General features: G+C 56.7%; 19 protein-coding genes, 1 tRNA gene and 1 rRNA gene. 16 read left to right on the forward strand and 5 right to left on the reverse strand.

The window, feature by feature from the left end; translation table 11 throughout:
- From VGR81_09430 to VGR81_09440, 3 genes are all read right to left on the reverse strand, one after another.
- Positions 1-129, reverse strand: a 23S ribosomal RNA gene (locus tag VGR81_09430); the annotation flags it as partial.
- 589 nt (positions 130-718) lie between these two features.
- Entirely contained in the window at positions 719-1,288 is a 570-nt protein-coding gene (locus tag VGR81_09435; GenBank protein HEV2289161.1) for a hypothetical protein, read from the reverse strand.
- A 78-nt stretch (positions 1,289-1,366) separates the two neighbouring features.
- Positions 1,367-1,678, reverse strand: coding sequence for a hypothetical protein (locus tag VGR81_09440; GenBank protein ID HEV2289162.1), 312 nt, complete (start codon positions 1,676-1,678; stop codon positions 1,367-1,369).
- Positions 1,679-2,497: 819 nt separating this feature from the next.
- Between VGR81_09440 and VGR81_09445 the strand changes: the two genes are divergently transcribed.
- Positions 2,498-3,043: a hypothetical protein gene (locus VGR81_09445; GenBank protein HEV2289163.1), complete on the forward strand. Its 546-nt coding sequence runs from the start codon at positions 2,498-2,500 to the stop codon at positions 3,041-3,043.
- A gap of 236 nt (positions 3,044-3,279) precedes the next feature.
- The gene (locus VGR81_09450) at positions 3,280-3,780 is read left to right on the forward strand and encodes a nuclear transport factor 2 family protein (GenBank protein ID HEV2289164.1); all 501 of its coding nucleotides are present in this window, start codon (positions 3,280-3,282) and stop codon (positions 3,778-3,780) included.
- Between the two features lie 74 nt (positions 3,781-3,854).
- Here VGR81_09450 and VGR81_09455 read toward each other — a convergent pair whose 3' ends face one another.
- Complete coding sequence (locus VGR81_09455; GenBank protein ID HEV2289165.1) at positions 3,855-4,184, reverse strand: hypothetical protein; 330 nt, start codon at positions 4,182-4,184, stop codon at positions 3,855-3,857.
- Between the two features lie 216 nt (positions 4,185-4,400).
- Here VGR81_09455 and VGR81_09460 point away from each other — a divergent pair, with 216 nt between their 5' ends.
- The gene (locus tag VGR81_09460; protein HEV2289166.1) at positions 4,401-4,751 is read left to right on the forward strand and encodes a hypothetical protein; all 351 of its coding nucleotides are present in this window, start codon (positions 4,401-4,403) and stop codon (positions 4,749-4,751) included.
- Positions 4,752-4,774: 23 nt separating this feature from the next.
- On the opposite strand, the gene VGR81_09465 is transcribed toward VGR81_09460, so the two are convergent.
- Positions 4,775-4,909: a hypothetical protein gene (locus VGR81_09465; GenBank protein HEV2289167.1), complete on the reverse strand. Its 135-nt coding sequence runs from the start codon at positions 4,907-4,909 to the stop codon at positions 4,775-4,777.
- Positions 4,910-5,077: 168 nt separating this feature from the next.
- Between VGR81_09465 and VGR81_09470 the strand changes: the two genes are divergently transcribed.
- The 13 genes from VGR81_09470 (at position 5,078) to VGR81_09530 (ending at position 19,179) form a co-directional block, all read left to right on the forward strand.
- Positions 5,078-5,332, forward strand: a complete 255-nt coding sequence (locus VGR81_09470; GenBank protein HEV2289168.1) for a hypothetical protein — start codon at positions 5,078-5,080, stop codon at positions 5,330-5,332.
- Positions 5,333-5,359: 27 nt separating this feature from the next.
- On the forward strand, positions 5,360-6,304 hold the full coding sequence (locus tag VGR81_09475) for an SDR family oxidoreductase (protein HEV2289169.1): 945 nt from the start codon (positions 5,360-5,362) through the stop codon (positions 6,302-6,304).
- A gap of 31 nt (positions 6,305-6,335) precedes the next feature.
- Positions 6,336-7,310, forward strand: a complete 975-nt coding sequence (gene bla / locus VGR81_09480; protein ID HEV2289170.1) for a subclass B3 metallo-beta-lactamase — start codon at positions 6,336-6,338, stop codon at positions 7,308-7,310.
- Between the two features lie 93 nt (positions 7,311-7,403).
- A tRNA-Asn gene (locus VGR81_09485) sits at positions 7,404-7,478 on the forward strand.
- Between the two features lie 500 nt (positions 7,479-7,978).
- Positions 7,979-11,113: a hypothetical protein gene (locus VGR81_09490; protein HEV2289171.1), complete on the forward strand. Its 3,135-nt coding sequence runs from the start codon at positions 7,979-7,981 to the stop codon at positions 11,111-11,113.
- A gap of 492 nt (positions 11,114-11,605) precedes the next feature.
- On the forward strand, positions 11,606-12,619 hold the full coding sequence (locus VGR81_09495) for a hypothetical protein (protein HEV2289172.1): 1,014 nt from the start codon (positions 11,606-11,608) through the stop codon (positions 12,617-12,619).
- Between the two features lie 313 nt (positions 12,620-12,932).
- On the forward strand, positions 12,933-13,532 hold the full coding sequence (locus VGR81_09500; GenBank protein ID HEV2289173.1) for a GspH/FimT family pseudopilin: 600 nt from the start codon (positions 12,933-12,935) through the stop codon (positions 13,530-13,532).
- 11 nt (positions 13,533-13,543) lie between these two features.
- The gene (locus VGR81_09505; protein ID HEV2289174.1) at positions 13,544-14,092 is read left to right on the forward strand and encodes a prepilin-type N-terminal cleavage/methylation domain-containing protein; all 549 of its coding nucleotides are present in this window, start codon (positions 13,544-13,546) and stop codon (positions 14,090-14,092) included.
- Positions 14,089-14,880 carry a type II secretion system protein gene (locus VGR81_09510; protein HEV2289175.1) on the forward strand — a complete coding sequence of 264 codons (792 nt, stop codon included), beginning with the start codon at positions 14,089-14,091 and terminating at the stop codon, positions 14,878-14,880. Before VGR81_09505 ends, VGR81_09510 begins: the two co-directional genes overlap by 4 nt.
- Before the next feature lie 15 nt (positions 14,881-14,895).
- On the forward strand, positions 14,896-16,416 hold the full coding sequence (locus VGR81_09515) for a hypothetical protein (GenBank protein ID HEV2289176.1): 1,521 nt from the start codon (positions 14,896-14,898) through the stop codon (positions 16,414-16,416).
- A 23-nt stretch (positions 16,417-16,439) separates the two neighbouring features.
- A complete protein-coding gene (locus tag VGR81_09520) occupies positions 16,440-17,036 on the forward strand; it encodes a hypothetical protein (GenBank protein ID HEV2289177.1) in 597 nt (198 codons plus the stop codon).
- Between the two features lie 182 nt (positions 17,037-17,218).
- Complete coding sequence (locus VGR81_09525; protein HEV2289178.1) at positions 17,219-18,301, forward strand: hypothetical protein; 1,083 nt, start codon at positions 17,219-17,221, stop codon at positions 18,299-18,301.
- Positions 18,298-19,179: a CPBP family intramembrane glutamic endopeptidase gene (locus tag VGR81_09530; protein HEV2289179.1), complete on the forward strand. Its 882-nt coding sequence runs from the start codon at positions 18,298-18,300 to the stop codon at positions 19,177-19,179. The genes VGR81_09525 and VGR81_09530 overlap by 4 nt, the downstream gene beginning before the upstream one ends.
- The last annotated feature ends 12 nt before the right edge of the window (positions 19,180-19,191 follow it).

Below are 19,191 nucleotides of genomic sequence, written 5' to 3' on the forward strand. Positions count from 1 at the left end.
GGGTTTCCCCATTCGGAAATCCCCGGATCAAAGCCTGCTTGCGGCTCCCCGAGGCTTATCGCAGCTAGCCACGTCCTTCTTCGTCTGTTGGCGCCAAGGCATCCACCGTACGCCCTTAGTAGCTTGACCATAAAACTCACCGAACACGCCCGTTTCTTTTTTCCTGTCCGGAAATTCGAAACAGAAACCCTGAAGACGCCACGAGAGTCTTGCAGCTCCCATGAACATGCTCCCGGGCAAACGCGCGCGGAGAGTTCGCCTTTCCACTTGCGCTACTCGAGCAAAACTTGCGGATCATTGCACGCACGAACTTGAGATCGCACGCGCAATGGCCAGCTTCCTTCGGTTGTCAAAGAACCAATCCCGCTCGATTTCTTGCGGGACTCTCCGCTCCCGGCGGAGCCGCCAACCCTGCAATTCTTGCTTGGCGGACAATAAAAAACCCGGCGTCAAGCGCCGGGCGATTCCTTCCACAGTATCCTCGGAAGGATTTGCTCGAAGCTCGACAGCTTTCTATCCGGTGCTCGTAGTCAACCTCACCTCTTTGATGAAAGGGAGATTACCGGCCCGTCGGGTCCTCTGGGCGCCCCGCCCAGTCTTCCGACATCAGATAAGTATACGGATTTTCCCCCTTGCGTCAAGTAGGATGCAAATTATTTTTGAGAGGTTTCCCGATTGCGCCTGTGAATTTCACCGGGTGTGTGGATAATCCTCAAGGCTAGGCCGATGCCGCGTCCCGACGTGAAACTTCGAGTCGTTCAATCTTACTGGTGCTCGTGTTCCATTCGGACCCGATCAAGACGTAACTGTCCCCATCCTCGGCCCCTCCGAACAATGTTGCTTGGCGCTTGCAGTTGGCGAGGTGTCTTTCAAGAAGATCTGCGTTCGGACATACATTGACCCAGACTCGGACGTCCGCGCGTGCTTGTGCAAGTTTCTGGAAGTCTCTGTCTACGTCGGCCGCCGTCTCAACGTTCCCTTCGCCGGGGCGCAACTCCGATTCCAAGGTCATTGCCTGCTGAATCAGCATCCCTCTGTCTAGTCTGTCTAGAGTGTACCAGACCATGTCATAAAGAAATTCTCCTTCGTCGGCATTCCGATAATGTCTCCTGTTTGCGGCTACTTGGAACCCTAGCCGCTTCCCCAAGTCCCCGAAGATTTCCTTAACAAACCTCGTCGTTGCGCCCCGACCTTCGCTGCGCCAACGAGTGATTAGGGCCCCGTTTGCGAATGCCTCGTTTGCCGCCTTTTCGATTTGCTCTGCAAGTTCAGCTCGAGTCGTTGACATCAAAGATTCCCCCCTTCATTTGAATGGATCGACGCCAATCAAACAATCGAATAGCCATCCCTCTTTGTAATCCCATGCTCATGGAGGGCGAGCCTTATACGTGATGCGCGCGCCATTCCGCTCTCCGAATGGACTTGGCTCGAAGTAGGCGGGCGTGCGCACGAGTTGCTTGTCCGGCACCAAGTACCGCTTGTGAATCCCGGGCGGATTTTGGACGAGATAATAGCCCTCGCCGAAACGTTCCGCAAGCTCCGGCCAGACGACGTAGATTTCCTCCTTCGGTTTCTCTATTTCGCCGACGAATTCCTTCTTCGTTATCGTGCGAACCTTCCCGTCTGCGGATTCCGTTTCTTCCAAAACGCGCCAGACCTTGAAGCTTTCGGCGGCCATTTTTGGCCCTCCTCTTTGAACAAGAGCTGCGCGTATAAAGCGCAAAAAAGTGCCCATCACATTCATTGACCGTAAGTGGTGCAATTACAAATAGTTGAGCGTTCGCGCCCGTACTAGAAGGCTTGGGGCCAGTCTTTGAAAGGAAGGAGCTTAGCTGTAGTGCGTTTTTGAGTGTCGCGAGCCGTTTCGCGCTATATCATTCAGACTCAAAGGGTCATTCGGACAAGGTCCATCGCAAGCAGGGAGAGAGAAACGTTGAATAAGAGAGATCAGCCGTGCGTAGGTATTTTTTATCTCGTTGGCCGCAGACTCTTCATCGATTCAACTCCAATGGAGGAGGCCAACTCCTGGGGCGAATTTGCCGTTCATGAGCCGAGCCATCTCCGCTACTGGGGGCAGTTGACTAAAAACCGCGCCGTGCCCGAGGCGGAGTATGACGAGTATCCTCGCGGGCGAGTAGGGTTCAATAGGAACACGCGTGAATATCTGCTGCTAGCAGACGCTTGTATCCTGCGTAACAAAAATCTCGTCAAAACGATTCTGCGAAGGATGAATCTTCCGGCGGGAACGAAAATTGACAGAGATAGCCATTACCGATGCGCTCGCTGCTTGGGGAGAACCAAGTCTGACTGAAATTGGAGCCCCTTTAATCACGCAATCGGTGGATGTATTCGTCGGCAGACTCGGACGACCTTATACACTTGCCCGAGCCGCGCGCCAGAAGAAGTGGGTCAGCCTTCCCTTTTGTTTCAGATTTCAAGCGATGAATGAGTCGTGCAAGCAGTGTCCTTACTTGGAGCATCTCTATTGCGTCTCCTCATGGTCCAAATTGCAGGCGAGGGGCGTGAGAGATTCGGGGTCGTGCGGGCGGGAGCGAATGCAGGGGATCTGGCGGGGGCCAAGGCAGCATATCTAGTTGCGCTGCACAGAGGGCCCGCGGACGCGGCGCAATGGTCATACTACGGTAGCATGTTGATGAACATGCACGATGACGCCGACGCCCGCGCCGCTCTCGAAAAAGGTGTCGCGATCGATGCGAAAAACACGGAAGCGCTCAACAATCTCGCCTGGTTTTACGCGACAAGCTTTCACAAGAAGTTTCGCAATCCGGCCAAGGCGTTGCGTTTCTCATTGCGGTCCAATGATTTGAGTGCATGGCAAAACGCCAGTTACATCGATACTTACGCCGCTGCGCTGGATTTGGCAGGAAAACACGACGACGCCGCGATTGTCGAGCAAGAGGCTGTATATCTTGCGCCCAAGCGTACTGACTTTCAAGAAACCTTGAAAAAGTATGAATTGGAATTGTCGCAGTCAAAGCACTCTCCGAAGAGCGCTCCTGCCGAAAGAAACCAGGCAAATTGATATTTGCCCTGGGTAAGCCCGTCAGCTTCTCATGATCCAAATGCCCCCTGGAGGAACGCCATCGAATTTCCTTGCTCTGGGCCATCCAAATTTCATCGCCAATCATCTACAGGTATCACGACGCGCATTTTGCAAGTAACTAGAGCGCTGTCAGGGCTGTCAGGAAAAATAGAATTTCGGAAGCAGTACCGAACTGCAATACAACAGCGCCGTAAGGACGGAAAGGAGCACGTATCATGGCAGGAACCACGATGTCGCGTCGAAACTTGCTGCAAGCAGGAGGCTGCGCGCTGGCTGGCGGGATTGCCTTGTTTCACGCACCAAGGGTATTCGGAGAGAAAAAGCCAAGTTCAGCGGTAACACCATCAGGCATGGCAAAAGAGGAGATCATCCGGAAGTATTATTCAGCTTGGGAAAATAAGGACTGGAGCACAGTCGATCGTGTGCTCGCCGAAGATTTCACCTTCACGAGTCCCAACCACGACGACCACATCAGCAAGAGTACCTTCAAAACAAGATGCTGGCCGCAGACGAACTATATCAAGCATTTTGATTTGGAAAGCGTAGTCGAAAACGGCGACGAGGTCTTTGTCAAATATCTTTGCCACACCAAAGACGGTAAATCGTTTCAGAATATAGAGGACTTTAAGTTCAAAGACGGAAAAGTCCAGTCCATTCGGTGCTATTTCGGCCAGGATTTGGGTTTTCCATCAGCCGCGAGCCTCGGGCGCAGATAAATCACAAGAGAGATAGAAGCCTGCTCAAAAGGCATCTTCTCCCAAACCAACCTAGGGAGACGCGCCGGCAAAGTTCAGTCCAGCATTTTCTTATGATCTAAATTGCACGCCAGCGGCGTCATGGACTCGGGGTCCTGCGGGCGCGATCGCGTGCACGCAATTTGCAGCGGTCCGTCCCAGTCTGGATTGGAAACAATCACGCGAATCGTCAGCGTGCCGTCGCTCTCCTCTTTGCAGAGCAGCAGAATCGAATCCCAAATCTTCTGCTGCCCGTCCTGCCAAATCATCTGGCCAACAGCCACGGCCAGTCCATTCGACGGAAATAGGGCAGTGCTTTGCAGAGTTTCGCACCGCGTCGCAAAAAAGGGGCCCCGAGTGAGCATGGGGCTTTTCGTGTTCATCATCCGGACTTTGTCTTCGTGTTCGGAGGACGTGGATTCATCGCTCTGTTTACCATCACGTGGTGAAAATTTTTTGACTGCACTTGAGTCCATGGCGGTAGAGCCCCCGTTGTAAGTTATTCTCTAGGCAAAGTTTGTATGTGTTGTATGCATACAAGACATACAATGAATCGCGAGATATTTCTTGTCAACAGAAATTCCCCCGTGCACCATGACCGAATGAGAACAAGGACGCAGCGGGATTTGAACGTCCCGGTGAGCTTCCGCATTCCGCTGCAGCAGCTCCACGAAATTGAGGAGGCCGTGCAGAAAGAGGCGCGCCGCCATCGCACCGATTTGCTGGAATTTGTCTGGAACTGGGCATGGAGCGAATACAAAAAAGCCGGCTCACTGCAAAGCCTGCTCGCGGGCACGCGAACCCGCCACTATTCGCGCCGCGTCTCCGAAGAGCTGCAGGACGAACTCTATACTGCCTTAGCCACGATTCTGGAGCGCGCTCCCAGCACCGTCATTGAAGACACCGCGCGCACCCTCACCCAGCGCGCCGGCAAATATGGGACCGAAAAATAACCCTTCGCACCCCCTCGAATCTCCTAGCTCTTATTTCGCTTGAAAAACTCCACTTGCTGCAGGCGCTTCACAGCCTCTTCCCGCGTCTTATAGGGCCCGCCCATATTCCGTCCCTTCGACGAAAGCACCTGATACCCGCCTTTCACTTTTTTGATCATGCCACCCTCCCTACTGTCCAATCTCCGCCTGTGGCCTCTGCGAATTCAGTGACCTGCGTCACGCAATCTCATCCGTTGACTTGCCTCCGCACTCGGCCTAGCATGGCGGGCAACACATCCGGGCTAGTACGAAGCCCGGCATTCGGCCGCTGACGGCTGGGAGCACGCATGTCCGACCTCGAAAATCCGCAACGCGCGCGCAGCGTCGGCAAACGAAGCTACGAAGACAATGTCCCGCCGCCGCGCATCTTGAAAATCGCTTTGCTCGCTGCTGCCGCCATCGTCATCATCGCACTCATTTTGTATTTCAAGGCTCGCCATGCGCCGCCAGCGCTCAAAAATCAGTTGCAGACCAACCCGTCTCAAATCTATGCGCGCAGCAGCCTGTGCGCGCCCGGCCCCTTTGCATCCGATATTCGCTGAATCATCCCCGCACCCGGAGGAATTTGCATGAGCACGACTGCAAGCGCTAAACGGGAAACAGTCCTGGTCACGGGCGCAACCGACGGCTTGGGCCGCGCCACCGCGATTCTTTTCGCCTCGGAAGGTTATCGCGTGTTTGCCGCCGGCCGTGACGCGCAGAAGCGCGCCGCCCTCGAGCAGCTTGCCGAGGAGCAGCACATGCACCTCGAAACGCTCGAGCTCGATGTCACGAGCGACGAATCCGCCGACCGCGCCATCGCCGAAATTCAGCGCCGCACCGGCCCTGTCGACATCCTCGTCAACAATGCCGGCATCGGCATCGCCAGCGTGATGGAAGAAGTCACTCTCGCCGATCTTCGAAAGCAGTTCGAGACCAACTTCTTCGGCGTTGTGCGCATGACTCAGCGCGTCCTGCCCGCCATGCGCGAGCGCCGCCATGGCTGCATCGTCAACATGAGCTCGATTGCCGGCGTCATCTCCAATCCTTTGATGGGCCCCTATAGCGGCAGCAAGCATGCGCTCGAAGCCATCTCCGATGCGCTTCGTCTCGAACTCGCATCTTTCGGCATCCGCGTCATTCTCATCGAGCCAGGCTTTATCCCCACAAATATCAACCGTGCGGGCGCCGAGCTTTCCTCGCGTTACATCGGAAACGCCGCGGCCAGTCCCTACGCGCGCGTCTATCTCGGCTTTCTCAAATCCTGGCAGAAAGGCGTCGCCAGAGCGAAGTCCACGCCCGAGGACTGCGCCCACGTCATTCTTCGGGCTGTCCGAAATCCGCGGCCGCATGCGCGTTACACGGTCACGCGCGAAGCGCGCATCGGTAAGTGGATGCGCTGGATTTTTTCCGACCGCACCTTCGATCGCGCGGTGCTCAAGATGATGGGCCTCGACCGTCCTTCAGCAGAACCACCCTCGCAGGAAGCTATTCAAGTTCAAATCGATTCCATGATGCGCGCGCGCCCGCGATAATATTGTCCTGTGAAAAAGGGAAGGGACAGAAATGAACCGAAAGCTTTTTTTGTGTGCCGCGCTTCTTGTCTTTTGCCTCGCAGCTTTTTACGCCTCAACGCATGCCGGGTCACCGCAGGCGGATGCCTCCGCGCGCGCGATGAATCAACCCGTGAAGCCGTTCCACATCATCGGGAATATTTATTACGTGGGCGCAAGCGACGTCACCTCTTTCCTGATCGTCACGCCCGCCGGCGACATTCTGCTCGATGGAGGCTTCGTCGAAACGGCGCCGCAGATTGAAGCGAACATTCGCGCCCTTGGATTTCATCTCCGCGATGTGAAAATCCTGCTCAATAGTCACGCGCATTACGACCACGCCGGCGGGTTGTCTGACATACAGCGCGCCACCGGCGCGAAGTTCTATGCCAGCGCAGCCGACGCTCCCTCATTGGCAGCCGGCGGCCGCGGCGATTTTTACTTCGGCGACTCTCTGCCCTTTTCGCCGGTTAAGCCCTCTCGTTTGCTCAGCGACGGAGACACGGTTCGCATCGGCGGCACAGTGATGACCGCTCGCGTTACGCCCGGTCACACCAAAGGCTGCACCACTTGGACCACCACGACAGAGGAAAATGACAAGCCGCTGCATGTCGTCTTTGTCTGCAGCACATCGGTCCTCGACGGCTATCATCTCGTCAAAAACGCCGCATATCCCCATATCGCCACCGACTACGAAAAAACGTTTCGCATTCTGCGCTCTTTGCCTTGCGACGTTTTCCTGGGCTCGCACGGCTCGTTCTTCGCTCTCACCGCCAAGCGCGCCGCCATGCTTCGCGGCGTAAAACCGAATCCGTTCATCGATCCCGCGGGCTATCGTTCGTATCTCGATCGCAGCGAAGCGGCGTTTCGCGAAGATTTGCGCCGCCAGTTGCAGCAGCAGAAGAACTCAAATGCCACAGGCGCAGCACAGCACGGAATTCGCCCGCTCGCGGAGACGGAGTTAAGCCGTTACAGCTTCCCTCGCTGAAAGTAAACGCAAATCGCGATTCAAACTTTTCTCCAAGCAGCGGGCGACAATTCGTGGATGCGCGCTGCGAGCAATGATAGAATCGTTTTCTGTTCCCCGGTAGCTCAATGGTAGAGCATTCGGCTGTTAACCGAAGGGTTGCAAGTTCGAATCTTGCCCGGGGAGCCATTCTCCTCCACCATCCTTCGGAGGAGTTCCAAACGCCGCGCCCAACATAAAACAGATTCCGCCACGATTGTGTTCTTGCGCCGCAAACTCGAGCGGCGCAGCGATAAGCAAATTTTTAGGTGTGAGACCCGAAAGCAAGAAAAACCTGCGAACGTGCCCTTTCCGGCAAAATGAGCTTGCATTTTCAATCACCGCTGTTGTGAAATGCAGCGTTGCGAATCTCGATTAGCCATAATTTGCTTTGAGTCCGCAGGCAAGTCGGAGGCTCCGGCGGTTGGTAAGTACGTCATTCTCTCGGCCATGTCTATAAAGTCTCCATCTCGAGTCGTCAGTAGCAAATCTCCTTGCGCGGGCTACACGAGCGGCGCAGACGTGTGCGATCGGCACGCAATCAGAAAGATAGATCCGGCGAGAGCGATGCTTTTGGCCGAAGTAAGAGCGCTTATAGCGAACCAGAAACCAGATTTCTAGAATGAATTCTTGGAAAGAGAGGCCCTGCCATGTTGAAAGCACGATGCATCTTGCTGTTTTCCTGTGTGTCCCTGGCTTTTCTGACGGCATTTGCCGCGCCGATTCCACCGGATCACCTGACCAGCGCCTTGAGCTGGCGCAGCGTAGGTCCCTACACCGGCGGGCGCATTACCACCGTAGCCGGCATCGCCGCTGAGCCCAACGTTTTTTACATGGGCACTGCGGGCGGCGGCGTCTGGCAGACCGAAGATTACGGTCACAGCTGGAAGAACATTTCCGACAAGGACTTTAAGAACGGCGATATCGGCGCCATGGCAATTGCGCCTTCCAATTCGCAGATGATCTATGTGGGCACGGGCGACTCCGCTCCGCGAAATACGGTCCTCACCGGAGAGGGAATGTATAAGTCCACCAATGGTGGAAAGACCTGGACGTTCATTGGGCTGGGCGAAACCCACATCATCAGCTGGATCCTTGTAGATCCGAAGAATCCTGACGTGGTGTACGTGGCGGCGCTCGGCCATTTGTTTGGCTCCAATGCCGAACGCGGCGTATTCAAGACCACCGACGGCGGCCAGACCTGGCAGAAAATCCTGTTCGTTGACGATCAGACTGGTGCGACCTGCTTGGCAATGGATCCCTCCAATCCAAGCGTCGTGTATGCCGGAATGTGGCAGATGTCCCGGAGCCACTGGACATTTTCGAGCGGTGGGCCAGGCAGCGGGATCTACAAGACGACCGACGGCGGGGCAAACTGGACCAACATCACGCACAGTGCGGGGCTGCCAACTGGCATCTTCGGAAAAGTGGGTATCGCGGTCGCGCCAGGCAATCCCAATGTCGTGTACGCGCTGATTCAAGCGGATTACAAGGGTCAGGCGGGCGGTTTATTCCGATCCGACGATGCCGGTCAGAACTGGACGCTCATCAACAACAGCATGGACATCACGCAACGCGCTTTCTATTACATGAACGTGTATGTGGATCCCAAAGATCCCAATACCATCTACCTGCCCAACGTCGGAGTCTATGTATCTCACGACGAAGGCAAGACGCTGACCGCGCTGCATCCGCCGCATGGCGACAACCATGTGTTTTGGATCAATCCAGACAACAACCAAATCTTCATCGAAGGCAACGACGGCGGCGCGACGGTAACGCAAAATGGCGGCAAAGCCTGGAGCTCCGAGGACAATCAGCCGACTGGGCAGTTCTATCATGCCAATCTCGATGACGAATTCCCGTTCCATATTTACGGCGCGCAACAGGATCGGAGTTCCGTGGAAGGACCAAGCGCCGTCTCCGGCGGGGCTATTCCGCCGGTTTGGACAAACGTACAAGGCGGGGAGATGAGCTGGGTGGTGCCGACGCCAGGCCAGCCCTGGATCACCTATGGCAGCGGATATTACAGCATGGAGTGGAAGGAGAATAGCAGGACAGGTTTGGCCACCAATGTGAGCCCTTGGCCGGAGTACAAGTTCGGCCTGGCGGGAACCGAAATTAAATATCGCTACGGCTGGAACCATCATCCGGTAGTGTTTGCGCCCGGCAACCCGAAGGAACTGTTGATGGGTGCGAACGTGCTGTTCGAGTCCGTGGATGAAGGCGTCAACTGGAAAGCCATCAGCCCGGACCTCACGCGCGACGACAAGAGCAAGCAGGGGCGGCCAGGCGGGCCGATCAGCGCGGACGTGACCGGCGAGGAGATGTTCGACACAATATCTTCCATTGCCTTTTCGCCACTCACGGACAATGTCATCTGGACCGGTTCCGATGACGGTTTGGTGCATGTGACCACGGACGCGGGCGGCCACTGGAGTCAGGTGCGCCCGCCAGCGCTTCCGGCCTGGTCCACGATCACTTGCATCGAGCCTTCACACACGAACGCCGGCGCCGCCTATGTTTCCGCGAGTCGGTATGACTGGGATGACTTTCACCCGTATGTTTACAAGACGACCGACTACGGCAAGCATTGGACGGAGATCACCACGGGGCTTGCTGAAGGCGAGTACGTCGAGAGCGTGCGACAGGATCCGAACGAGCCCAATCTGCTGTTCGCGGGTACCAGCGCGACGGTTTACTTTAGTTTGGACGGAGGCCAGCAATGGCAGCCGTTGGCTCTTAACCTGCCGGCGGTACGCGTGAGTGATGTGGAGATTCAGCCCAAGCAGCATGCAGTCGTGCTTGCTACATTCGGACGTGGTTTCTGGGTGTTGGACAATCTGCAATTCCTCGAGCAGTTGGGAAGCGCACAGGTAACCGGCGATTCACCCTACGTATTCAAGCCGCAGCAGGCCTGGCTGCTCACGCGCGGCGGAGGCGGATTTGGCCCGCGGGGAGCAGGAGGCGAAAACTTGGCGCCCGGAGCCACTGTATTTTTCCACCTGCCGGCGGACTACAACGGCAGCACTCCCGCGAAGCTGAGCTTTACCACCGCAAACGGCGAACTGGTCCGCAGCTTCACGCTGCACCTGAAAACGAAAGCCAAACCGAACCCGCCTTCGGAAAATCCCGCAGTGCAGCGAAAGGCTCAGGAAGAAAAGGCGACGGCGGTCGAGCCCGGCATGAACCATTTCCAGTGGGACCTAAGGTACCCCGATGCGGTGGACGTAAAGGGCATCTTCAATTCATTTTTTGCGGCCGCACCGCCCGTGGGACCGGAAGTGTTGCCGGGCAGCTACTACGTGACGCTGACGTATGGCGATACCTCGCAGAAGCAGCCATTCGTGGTCAAACTGAGTCCACAGTTGCAAACCACGCAGGCCGAACTGCGCCAGCGTTTCGATTTGCTCATGCGGATTCACGACGCGCTGAACCGGCTCGATACCAGCCTGAACCAGGCCATCGACGCGCGCGACGCGCTCGAGAAAACTATGGCCGACAAGAGCGCCTCCGCCGATCAGGCGCAACCGGCGCTGGATAGCCTGAACCGCGACATCGACAATCTGGTGGATCTCAAAATCCAGTCGGGCGAAGGCGCGCTGGTCTATCCGCCTCGATTGCGCGCCTGGTTGAGCGCCATTTCAGGCCAGGTGAGCATGGCGCTCGTGCCGCCCACGCCTGCGATGGTCAAGGTGGCGGACGGATACGTCAATGATGCGGGCGCGGGCGTTTCGCGTCTGCAATCCGACGTTGCCGCTGCAAACAAAGTGCTGAATCACTGAGGTGTGGCCGACTGACTCGGCGTAAGAACTGCGAGTGATGTGAGCCGTCCCCGGCAGCGGAGCTTTTTCGCCAGGCTTGCAGTCGCAGGCAAGCTTGGCCGCCGGAGGCGGGCAATCCTCGTTGCCTGATGATGTAAAATGAAATCTTATGACCAGGAAAACGATCTCCCAGGGCGCGGTCCATAGCGTACCGGCGGACTTACGAAAAGCTCTGATTTCTGACTCGGCAGCGCGGGCAAAATGGGAGGACATCACGCCGCTCGCGCGCAACGAGTGGATCTGTTGGGCTATCTCCGTCAAAAAACCGGAAACCAGAAGGCAGCACGTTGAGCGCGTTGTTTCGGAACTGAAAGAAGGAATGCGCCGGCCCTGTTGCTGGCCCGGATGTCCTCACCGCTGAAATCAGGACATTAAATTTGCCGCCCCCCGGCGCAGTTTGCGTTGAAAATCGCGTGGCTACAAAATAGAACGATCTCAGTACGGAGGATTGCGATGCGGACGAATCTAGTCGCGATGTTTGCCTTGGCCACTTGGATGGCCGTGCCACAAACGGCTCCGCGGCCGCAGAAGCCCGCGTTGCGTAAGGTGGCGGAGTTTGATCTTCCCGGACCGTCCGGCAAGCGCTTCGACTATCTGACGATTGATCCGGACGATCACTATCTCCTTTCGGCCCATCTGGGCGCGGGTCAAACATACGTGATTGATTTGCGGACAAACAAAGTCGTCGCCACGGTGAAGGACACGCCCGGAGCCGAAGGCGTGGAATACGTGCCGGAACTGCGCAAGTTCTATACATCAAACGCCGGAGACAACACCATCGGCGTCGTGGATCTTCGTACGATGAAAGTGATCAAGAAGCTGCCCACGGAACGCAAACCTGATGGCAGCGCCTATGCCGCGCCATTCCACAAGTTGTACGTTTCAGACGAGCGCGGCCGCGCGGAAGCCGTCGTGGACGTTGGGAAAGACGAAATCGTGAAGACGCTTCGCTTCGATAGCGAAACGGGCATGCCGCAATATGATCCTGTGGCGCAAAAGGTGTACGTCAACCTGCAAGATCAAAACCTTTTTGCGGTCATCGATCCTGCCACGGATGAAGTGATTGGCCGCTATCCGGTTGGGCGCTGCAAAGGAAATCATGGAATGACTTTGGATCCGGATCATCACCGCGCTTTTCTTTCTTGCGAAGGAAACGATCTGATGACCGTCTTCGACCTCGAAAATCACAAGCCGATCGCTTACCTCCCCATGGCGGGCGGGCCGGACGTCATTAAATTCGATCCCGGTCTCCGCCGCATCTACGTCGCCTGTTACAGCGGCGCGATTTCCATCTTCCACGAGGATGACCCGAATCATTACACCAAGATCGAAGATTTCAAGGTGCAGCACGCGGTGCATAGCCTCGCCGTGGACCCGGAGACCCATCGTGTGTACACGCCGGAGCAGGAAGAAAATGGCAAACCGGTCGCTCGCATGATTGTCTATGCGGCCGTGACCGGACCCTGAGCTTATAGAACTTCAAGCAAACTCCAGAATCACCGCTTCCTCCATCCCGATCCGGAATCCTTCCTCCATGCGGGATGGCTTCCGCACCGTTTACCGGTTATTTCGTATACCGGAGCAAAAGTTTCAAAATCACCCCTGAAACCTCGCTTGAGAACGCATCTCCATTCCAGAAGCCATCTGTATCTTACAGATTATAAATAAAATATGGATTTTCAAGCCGCGGCCCTCGAAATGCTTCCTCTACACTGACAGTTTTCCAAATGCGAATGGGGCGCGGCTGAATTTAAGCCCTGTTCACAAAGGTATCCAAACCGTGAAGAGTTTGACCAAAAACAGAACTACCCCTCGGGCCTTCCGGAGAGCTCAGCGCGGGTTCAGCCTCGTCGAAGTCACTATCGGATTGACGGTTCTGATTGCCCTCGCCGCCATCGCTACTCCCACGATTCTTCAAGGTTGGAACTCTTATCGGCTCACCTCCGCGGCCGATAGCATCGCGGGAATGCTGGATCGCGCGCGATTTGAAGCCATTCACGGCAATACGCGTTTGTCTTGCATCGCCGTACAGACGGCTAACGGTTGGGTCATCGGCATCGATGAAAACGGAAATGGAGTCATCGATCCCAATGAACCGCAAGTAATTTTGCCGGGGCCTCCGGCATTGCTCGCCGCTGGAATTGCGCCGGGACCAGCGACTTTTGGTTATGCCACAGTAGCCGTGCCGCCTGCAAACACGGTCACATTCGACGCTCGGGGCACGATCTTTTTCGGAGCGAACCCCGTCGTGACAGCCTACTCGATTTACGTCGGCATTCCTAACCAGGGAACTTACGGCTATCGCGCCGTCACGGTCACGCAAATGGGGCAAACGAAAGTGTGGTTCGCCTCTGCGGGCAGTGGCTGGGTCAATCAATAAAAGGAAAAAACGTGAAAAACTTTCCAAAAATTCGCGCGGCCAGTACTTCCCAACGCGGATTTACTCTCATCGAGCTTGCCGTCGCGACCATCGTGCTTATGGTCGGAGTCGTCGCTGTCGTTCAGCTCGTGCCATTTGCCACGCAAACGAATCAAGCTAACCGCGTTGACACGACAGCGGTCGTGATTGCCCAGCACTATCTCGACGAGATGACCGCCCAGCCGCTGGCGAACATTACGATAAATGATCCCGCTTGCGGGGCCATGTCTTTGGGTACTGGCGCGGCGGGAACGAGCGTCATGTATCCCTCGGCCGGTTATTTGACGATGTACAACGGCACCGCCACAGTGGACTTCACTCAAGCCGCGGCCGGCGGCTACAACTGCGCGTATTCCGACCCGAATAATCCCTCTGGCGGAACCTATAAACTCCGCTGGGGCGTTGTGGTGACACAAAACGCTGCGGGCCAGGTTGTTTCGAAGAGATATGTTGTAGGCGTCAAGCAAAGCGCCATGCAATTCCGTTTGCCTGTAGATCTCGATGCGACGGTGCAGCGATGAATCAGAAAACCACAAGTCAATCCGGATTCTCCCTTGTTGAACTGATGGTGGCGGCGGTCGTTTTCACTCTGCTCACCGGCGTGATGTTCTCTGTCCTCGTAGCCTCCCAGCAACGTTACAAGATCGAATCCGAGGTCCTGAATTCGTTCACTGGCGCCAACGTGGCCATGGATCAGATCACGCGTGACATTCATCAAACCGGATACCCGCCGGCCAATACCTATACGGCCGCGACTGCAGCCATCAGTCCCCAGCTCTTCGCTCTGCCCTTCGCCTGGGACCCCGGCTATCCGAATCTCCCCTCCTGCACCATCGGCGGAACATGTGCTCCCACGCCGAGTGCGTATGACATCATCGTCGAAACCGTCCCCGACCCGACCGTGAGCACCACGGTGCAGTGGATTCGCTATCAACTCCCGGCCGGAAGGCACACGCTGCTGCGTGCAGCTGTAAACAAGTTTGCGGGCGGGGATCCTGTCGTGCAAACTGCCGCCGCTCTCACGCCTTATTTGAACGGTGTCATGAACAACGCGACGGCTCCAGAGATTGCTTCTATCCAGCAAAGCTATCCCAACATGTTTCCCGGCAATGCCGATGTGCCCATGTTCACTTATTACTGCGACTCCGCGGCTGGGCCCATCCCTTGCACCGCCGCGAATACGGTCGTGAACATCCGCGAAGTGCAAATCAGTCTCATCGTTAAGTCGTCAGCCATCGATCCCAAAACCCTGCAACCCAGAATTGTGACCTTGACTGGCCAAGCCATGCGTCTCAATCCAAATCAGTAATTCGAGGAAACCACCATGAATCCCCTGACTATCACCAATCGCGCGTCTTCGGAAAAGGGAGTTGCCTTGCTCATCGCCATCTTCGCCCTGATTTTGATCAGTGCGGTGGCTTTGTCTCTTGTGATGATGTCCGGCACCGGCTCGGCAATTGACGCCAACTATCGCAATTCGACAAAAGCCTTTTACAACGCCTATGCCGGCCTCGAAGAAGCCCGCGGCCGCCTCGCTCCGGCTCGCCTGGACACGGTCGCTGCGACTTTGCCGAGTCCTCTCCCTGTGAACGGAAATATTGACGTGCAATACATCGTCAATCCAGCCCCGGGTGAAGTTGTCGCGCCTACGAATCTTGCTGCCTCGAACAAATATGCGGACAACGAATTTGCCAACGAGTGGGGCGTGCCCGTCACCAGCGGCTCCGTCACCGTTTTGCCGACCGTTAATTCCAATTCGTCCATCGCTGGTCTAAACGGACCCATGTACAAATGGGTGCGCATCACCGGCTTGACCGAAAAATCCGCAAACACTGACGTCGATGGTAACGGAGTTCTCGATAACACCTACCCCATTTTCACCGATGGCGTGAACCAGTATTTGGATACGCCCGCAAACGCCGGAATTGGCGGCAACCAGGTCTACCGCATCACCGCGCTCGCCGTCATGCCCGATAACAGCCGCCGGATGTTGCAGTATGACGTTGCTCTGATCTCCGGCAATTTGAACTTCCCCTCAGCCCTGACAATGGTTGGTCCCATCGGCGCTTTCAAGGGTGCGACTTCGAATCCATATCAGGTTGATGGCGTGAACGGCTCCGGCGGCGCTCCCGCTGTCCCGGGATGTACCCCAAGCTCATCCGTTTCTTTGCCCGGGATCGGCGTTACGGATCCTGCGGGCGTGAACACAAATGTTAACACCGTCGTCAGCGGCATTCCGAGTAATCGCCTTACGCACTACACCGGTGCCGGCCTGCCAACTCCCAGCGTCACCAACGTCACCCTCGGCACGACTTACAATTCTCCGGCAGCATTGGATCAGACCCTGCAAGTCATTCAACAGAATGCAAACGTATCCCTCAGCCCATCTGCCCCCGTATCTGGCGGCGCCAATTACAGTTTTTCCGACATTACGAATGCAATGCCCGGTGGCACTTGGACGAACTCGTCCACGAACCCGCAGATCATCTACGTGGATGGCAATTTCAACTTGGGCCCAAACACCGGCTCGGGCATCATCGTCGTCACCGGGAACTTCACCTACAGCGGCAACTCAGGATGGAACGGAATCGTTTTGGTCGTCGGCCAGGGCACGACTACGTTCCTGGGCAATGGCGGCGGCAACGGGGCGTTTAACGGAGCCCTTATGGTCGCCACCACCAGAAGTTCCACCGGATCTCAGCTCAGCAGTTTCGGTACGGTCAACTTTGACATCTCCGGCGGCGGCGGCAACGGCATTTACTACAATAGCTGCTGGGTTTCTTACGCGCAAAGCGCGCTTCAGAAATATAGCGTGCTCTCGTTCCGTGAAGTGCTCAACTTCTAGTTAAACTAAAGGGAGAATAGGCCATGAAGGCAGGCAAAAATGCTTGGTTGACCGCAGCTGTCATTCTCGTGCTCTCTCCCGGCATCGCCGTGGCGCAGCAATCCTCGCAAAATTCGCCCGCTCAGCCGGCTCTGCAGTCCGTGGCGAGCCCGGACCAGAAGACCAAGCCCGCAGCGGCTAAGCCCGCCAAGGTCTGGACCGACGACGATATCACCTCCCTGCGTACTCCCGAGGATGTCTATCGTGAAGAGCAGGCTCAGGCCGCTCAGGCGGCAACCGCGGCCAAGCCTTCACAGTCGGCGGCCGCGAAAAAACCGCAGGTCGGTGCGGCACCCGCTCTCTCGAGTCCCAAGACGGTCGCGGATGCTGACAAAATGATCGCCTGGGAGCAGCGCGATATCGACTCCCAGCAGCAATATGTCAATAAGCTGCAAGATGAACTTAGCAAGGCCCCTGCCAGCCAGCAAGATCAGTTGCAGAATTTGCTTCAACAGCGCATCCAAATCCTGAACGATACGCGCAAGGAAATGGAAGGTCTCGCGGCCCAGAAGCAGCAACTCGAGAAAAAAGCCGCCGCGGACAGCAACTCATCCGCGCAGCCGTCCCAGCAGCAGCAATAATCCAGTCCTCGCAATAGAGTAGCGCCTGAAGCCTGGCAGCAGACGCGCGCTCGTGCGTGTTCGCCTGGACGCAGTATCGTTTCCGATTGTCGCCCGCTCTTGCCTGCCGCCGCCGACTGAATTACAGTCGATGCTGCCGAGCGAAGCGCAAAATCACTCCTCGCGGAACGGATGGTTCAGGCTTGCGGCGCAAATCTTCGAGCATCTACGATGTCCAGCCGCTGAATTTTCACGGTCTGCATACCTATCCTCTCGCCTCGCGCCCGAGTAAAGTCGGCGTCGCGCAGTTTGCCAAACCGCATCGCCAGAGCGCATCCGTCGCCGAATTTCTCGATTCGCTTCCGCACATTCTCGCCGCCGAAGATTTGCGTTCCCTCGCGCGAGCCGTCGTCGAAGCGCGCGCCCGCCGCGCCACCATTCTCTGGGGCATGGGCGGCCACGTCGTCAAGGTCGGCCTCGGCCCGCTGCTCATTGGCCTTCTCCGCCGCGGCTTTATCAGCGGCATCGCCATGAACGGCTCCGCGCTCATCCACGATTTCGAAATCGCCATGGCCGGCGGCACTTCCGAAGATGTTGACGCCGTCCTCGGCGAAGGCAAATTCGGCATGTCCGAAGAGACCGGCCGTTACGTCAACGAAATGGCCGCGCTCGCTCGCCGTTCCGGGATCGGCTTTGGTGAAGCGGCGGGAAAATTCCTCGTTCGCCAGGGCGCGCGCGCGAAGCATCTCGACAAAAGCATTCTCGCCTGCGCCTATCGCGAAAAAATTCCTGTCACCGTGCACGTCGCCATCGGCGCCGATATTTCCCACATTCATCGCACCGCCTCCGGCGAGGATCTCGGCGCTTCCACGCACAATGACTTCAAATTGTTCTGCGCCCTCGTCCGCAAAATGCACCCTGGCGGCGTCTATCTGAACTGGGGTTCCGCTGTGATTCTGCCGGAGGTTTTTCTGAAAGCCGTCACCGTCGCGCGCAATCTCGGCACGCCGCTTCGACCCATCACCACCGCGAATTTCGATTTCCTGCAGCATTACCGTCCGCTGCAAAACGTCGTCAAGCGCCCCACGGCCAATCCGCCCGGCGCGAATCTCCGCGACTCCGAGAAATCCGCCGGCTACGCGCTCACAGGCCATCACGAAATCATGATGCCTTTGTTTTCCGCGGCTCTTGTCGAAGACGACGAACCCATCGCCCATCCGTACGCCGAAAAAGAAAGTGCTCGCGCTTCCGCGCCTTCGCATCGCCAGCGCCGCCCTCGAAAATGACCTTCGCCGATCCTGAAAATCCGCTCCCGCCTTCGGATTCGCCCTCGCCCGAGTTATCTTCTCCCGTCTTTCTTCCTCCTCCGCCTCCTTCGCGCCTCGAACTCGAAAACGCTCGCTCTCCTGAAGATATTCGCACGCCCTGGGGCGGCGGCGAACTAGTGGTCTTCGTCGGCTTCGCTTTCCTAAGTTTGGTCGTCCTCGAAGTCATCCTTGTTGCTTTTCTTGTCATGCGCTACCGCATGACCAGCGGTCAATTGATGCAGCTCATGAAGACCGATGCCGCGTTCGCCGTCGGCTTCCAGACTCTCTGGTCCGTTTTCGTGCTGTTATTCCTGCTGCTGATGGTTCGCGTCTATCATCGCGCGCCCTTCTGGCGCTCGCTCGGCTGGCGCCGCTTCGATTCGCGTCAGATTCCTTCCGTGGGCCAGGCCATTCTTTGCATTCTCGGCGGCATTGGGCTGGCCATCATCGTCGGCGTGGTTTCCGAATTCGTCGGCAACAAAAACAATTTGCCCATTGACCAGTTGTTCCAGACTCGCACGAACGTTCTCTGGCTCATGGTTTTCGGCATTGCCTTCGCGCCGTTTTTTGAAGAGACAATCTTTCGCGGCTATTTGTATCCCGTCTTCGCGCGCAAATGGGGCATTCCCGCCGGCATTGTCATCACCGGAATTCTTTTCGGCCTCATGCACGCCGCGCAGCTTTGGGGCGGCTGGGCGCAAATCGCCATTCTCATTTTCGTCGGCATCGCCCTCACCTTCGCCCGCGCGCGCGCCCGTTCCGTCCTCGCTTCGTTCTTGATTCACGTCACTTACAATTCATTCCTCTTCGCGGCCTTTTTCCTGGGCACACACGGCCTCCAGCACATCCCGCACTGATTTTTCACGCCG

This window comes from Candidatus Acidiferrales bacterium, assembly GCA_035934015.1.
Lineage (GTDB): Bacteria > Acidobacteriota > Terriglobia > Acidiferrales > UBA7541 > DAHUXN01.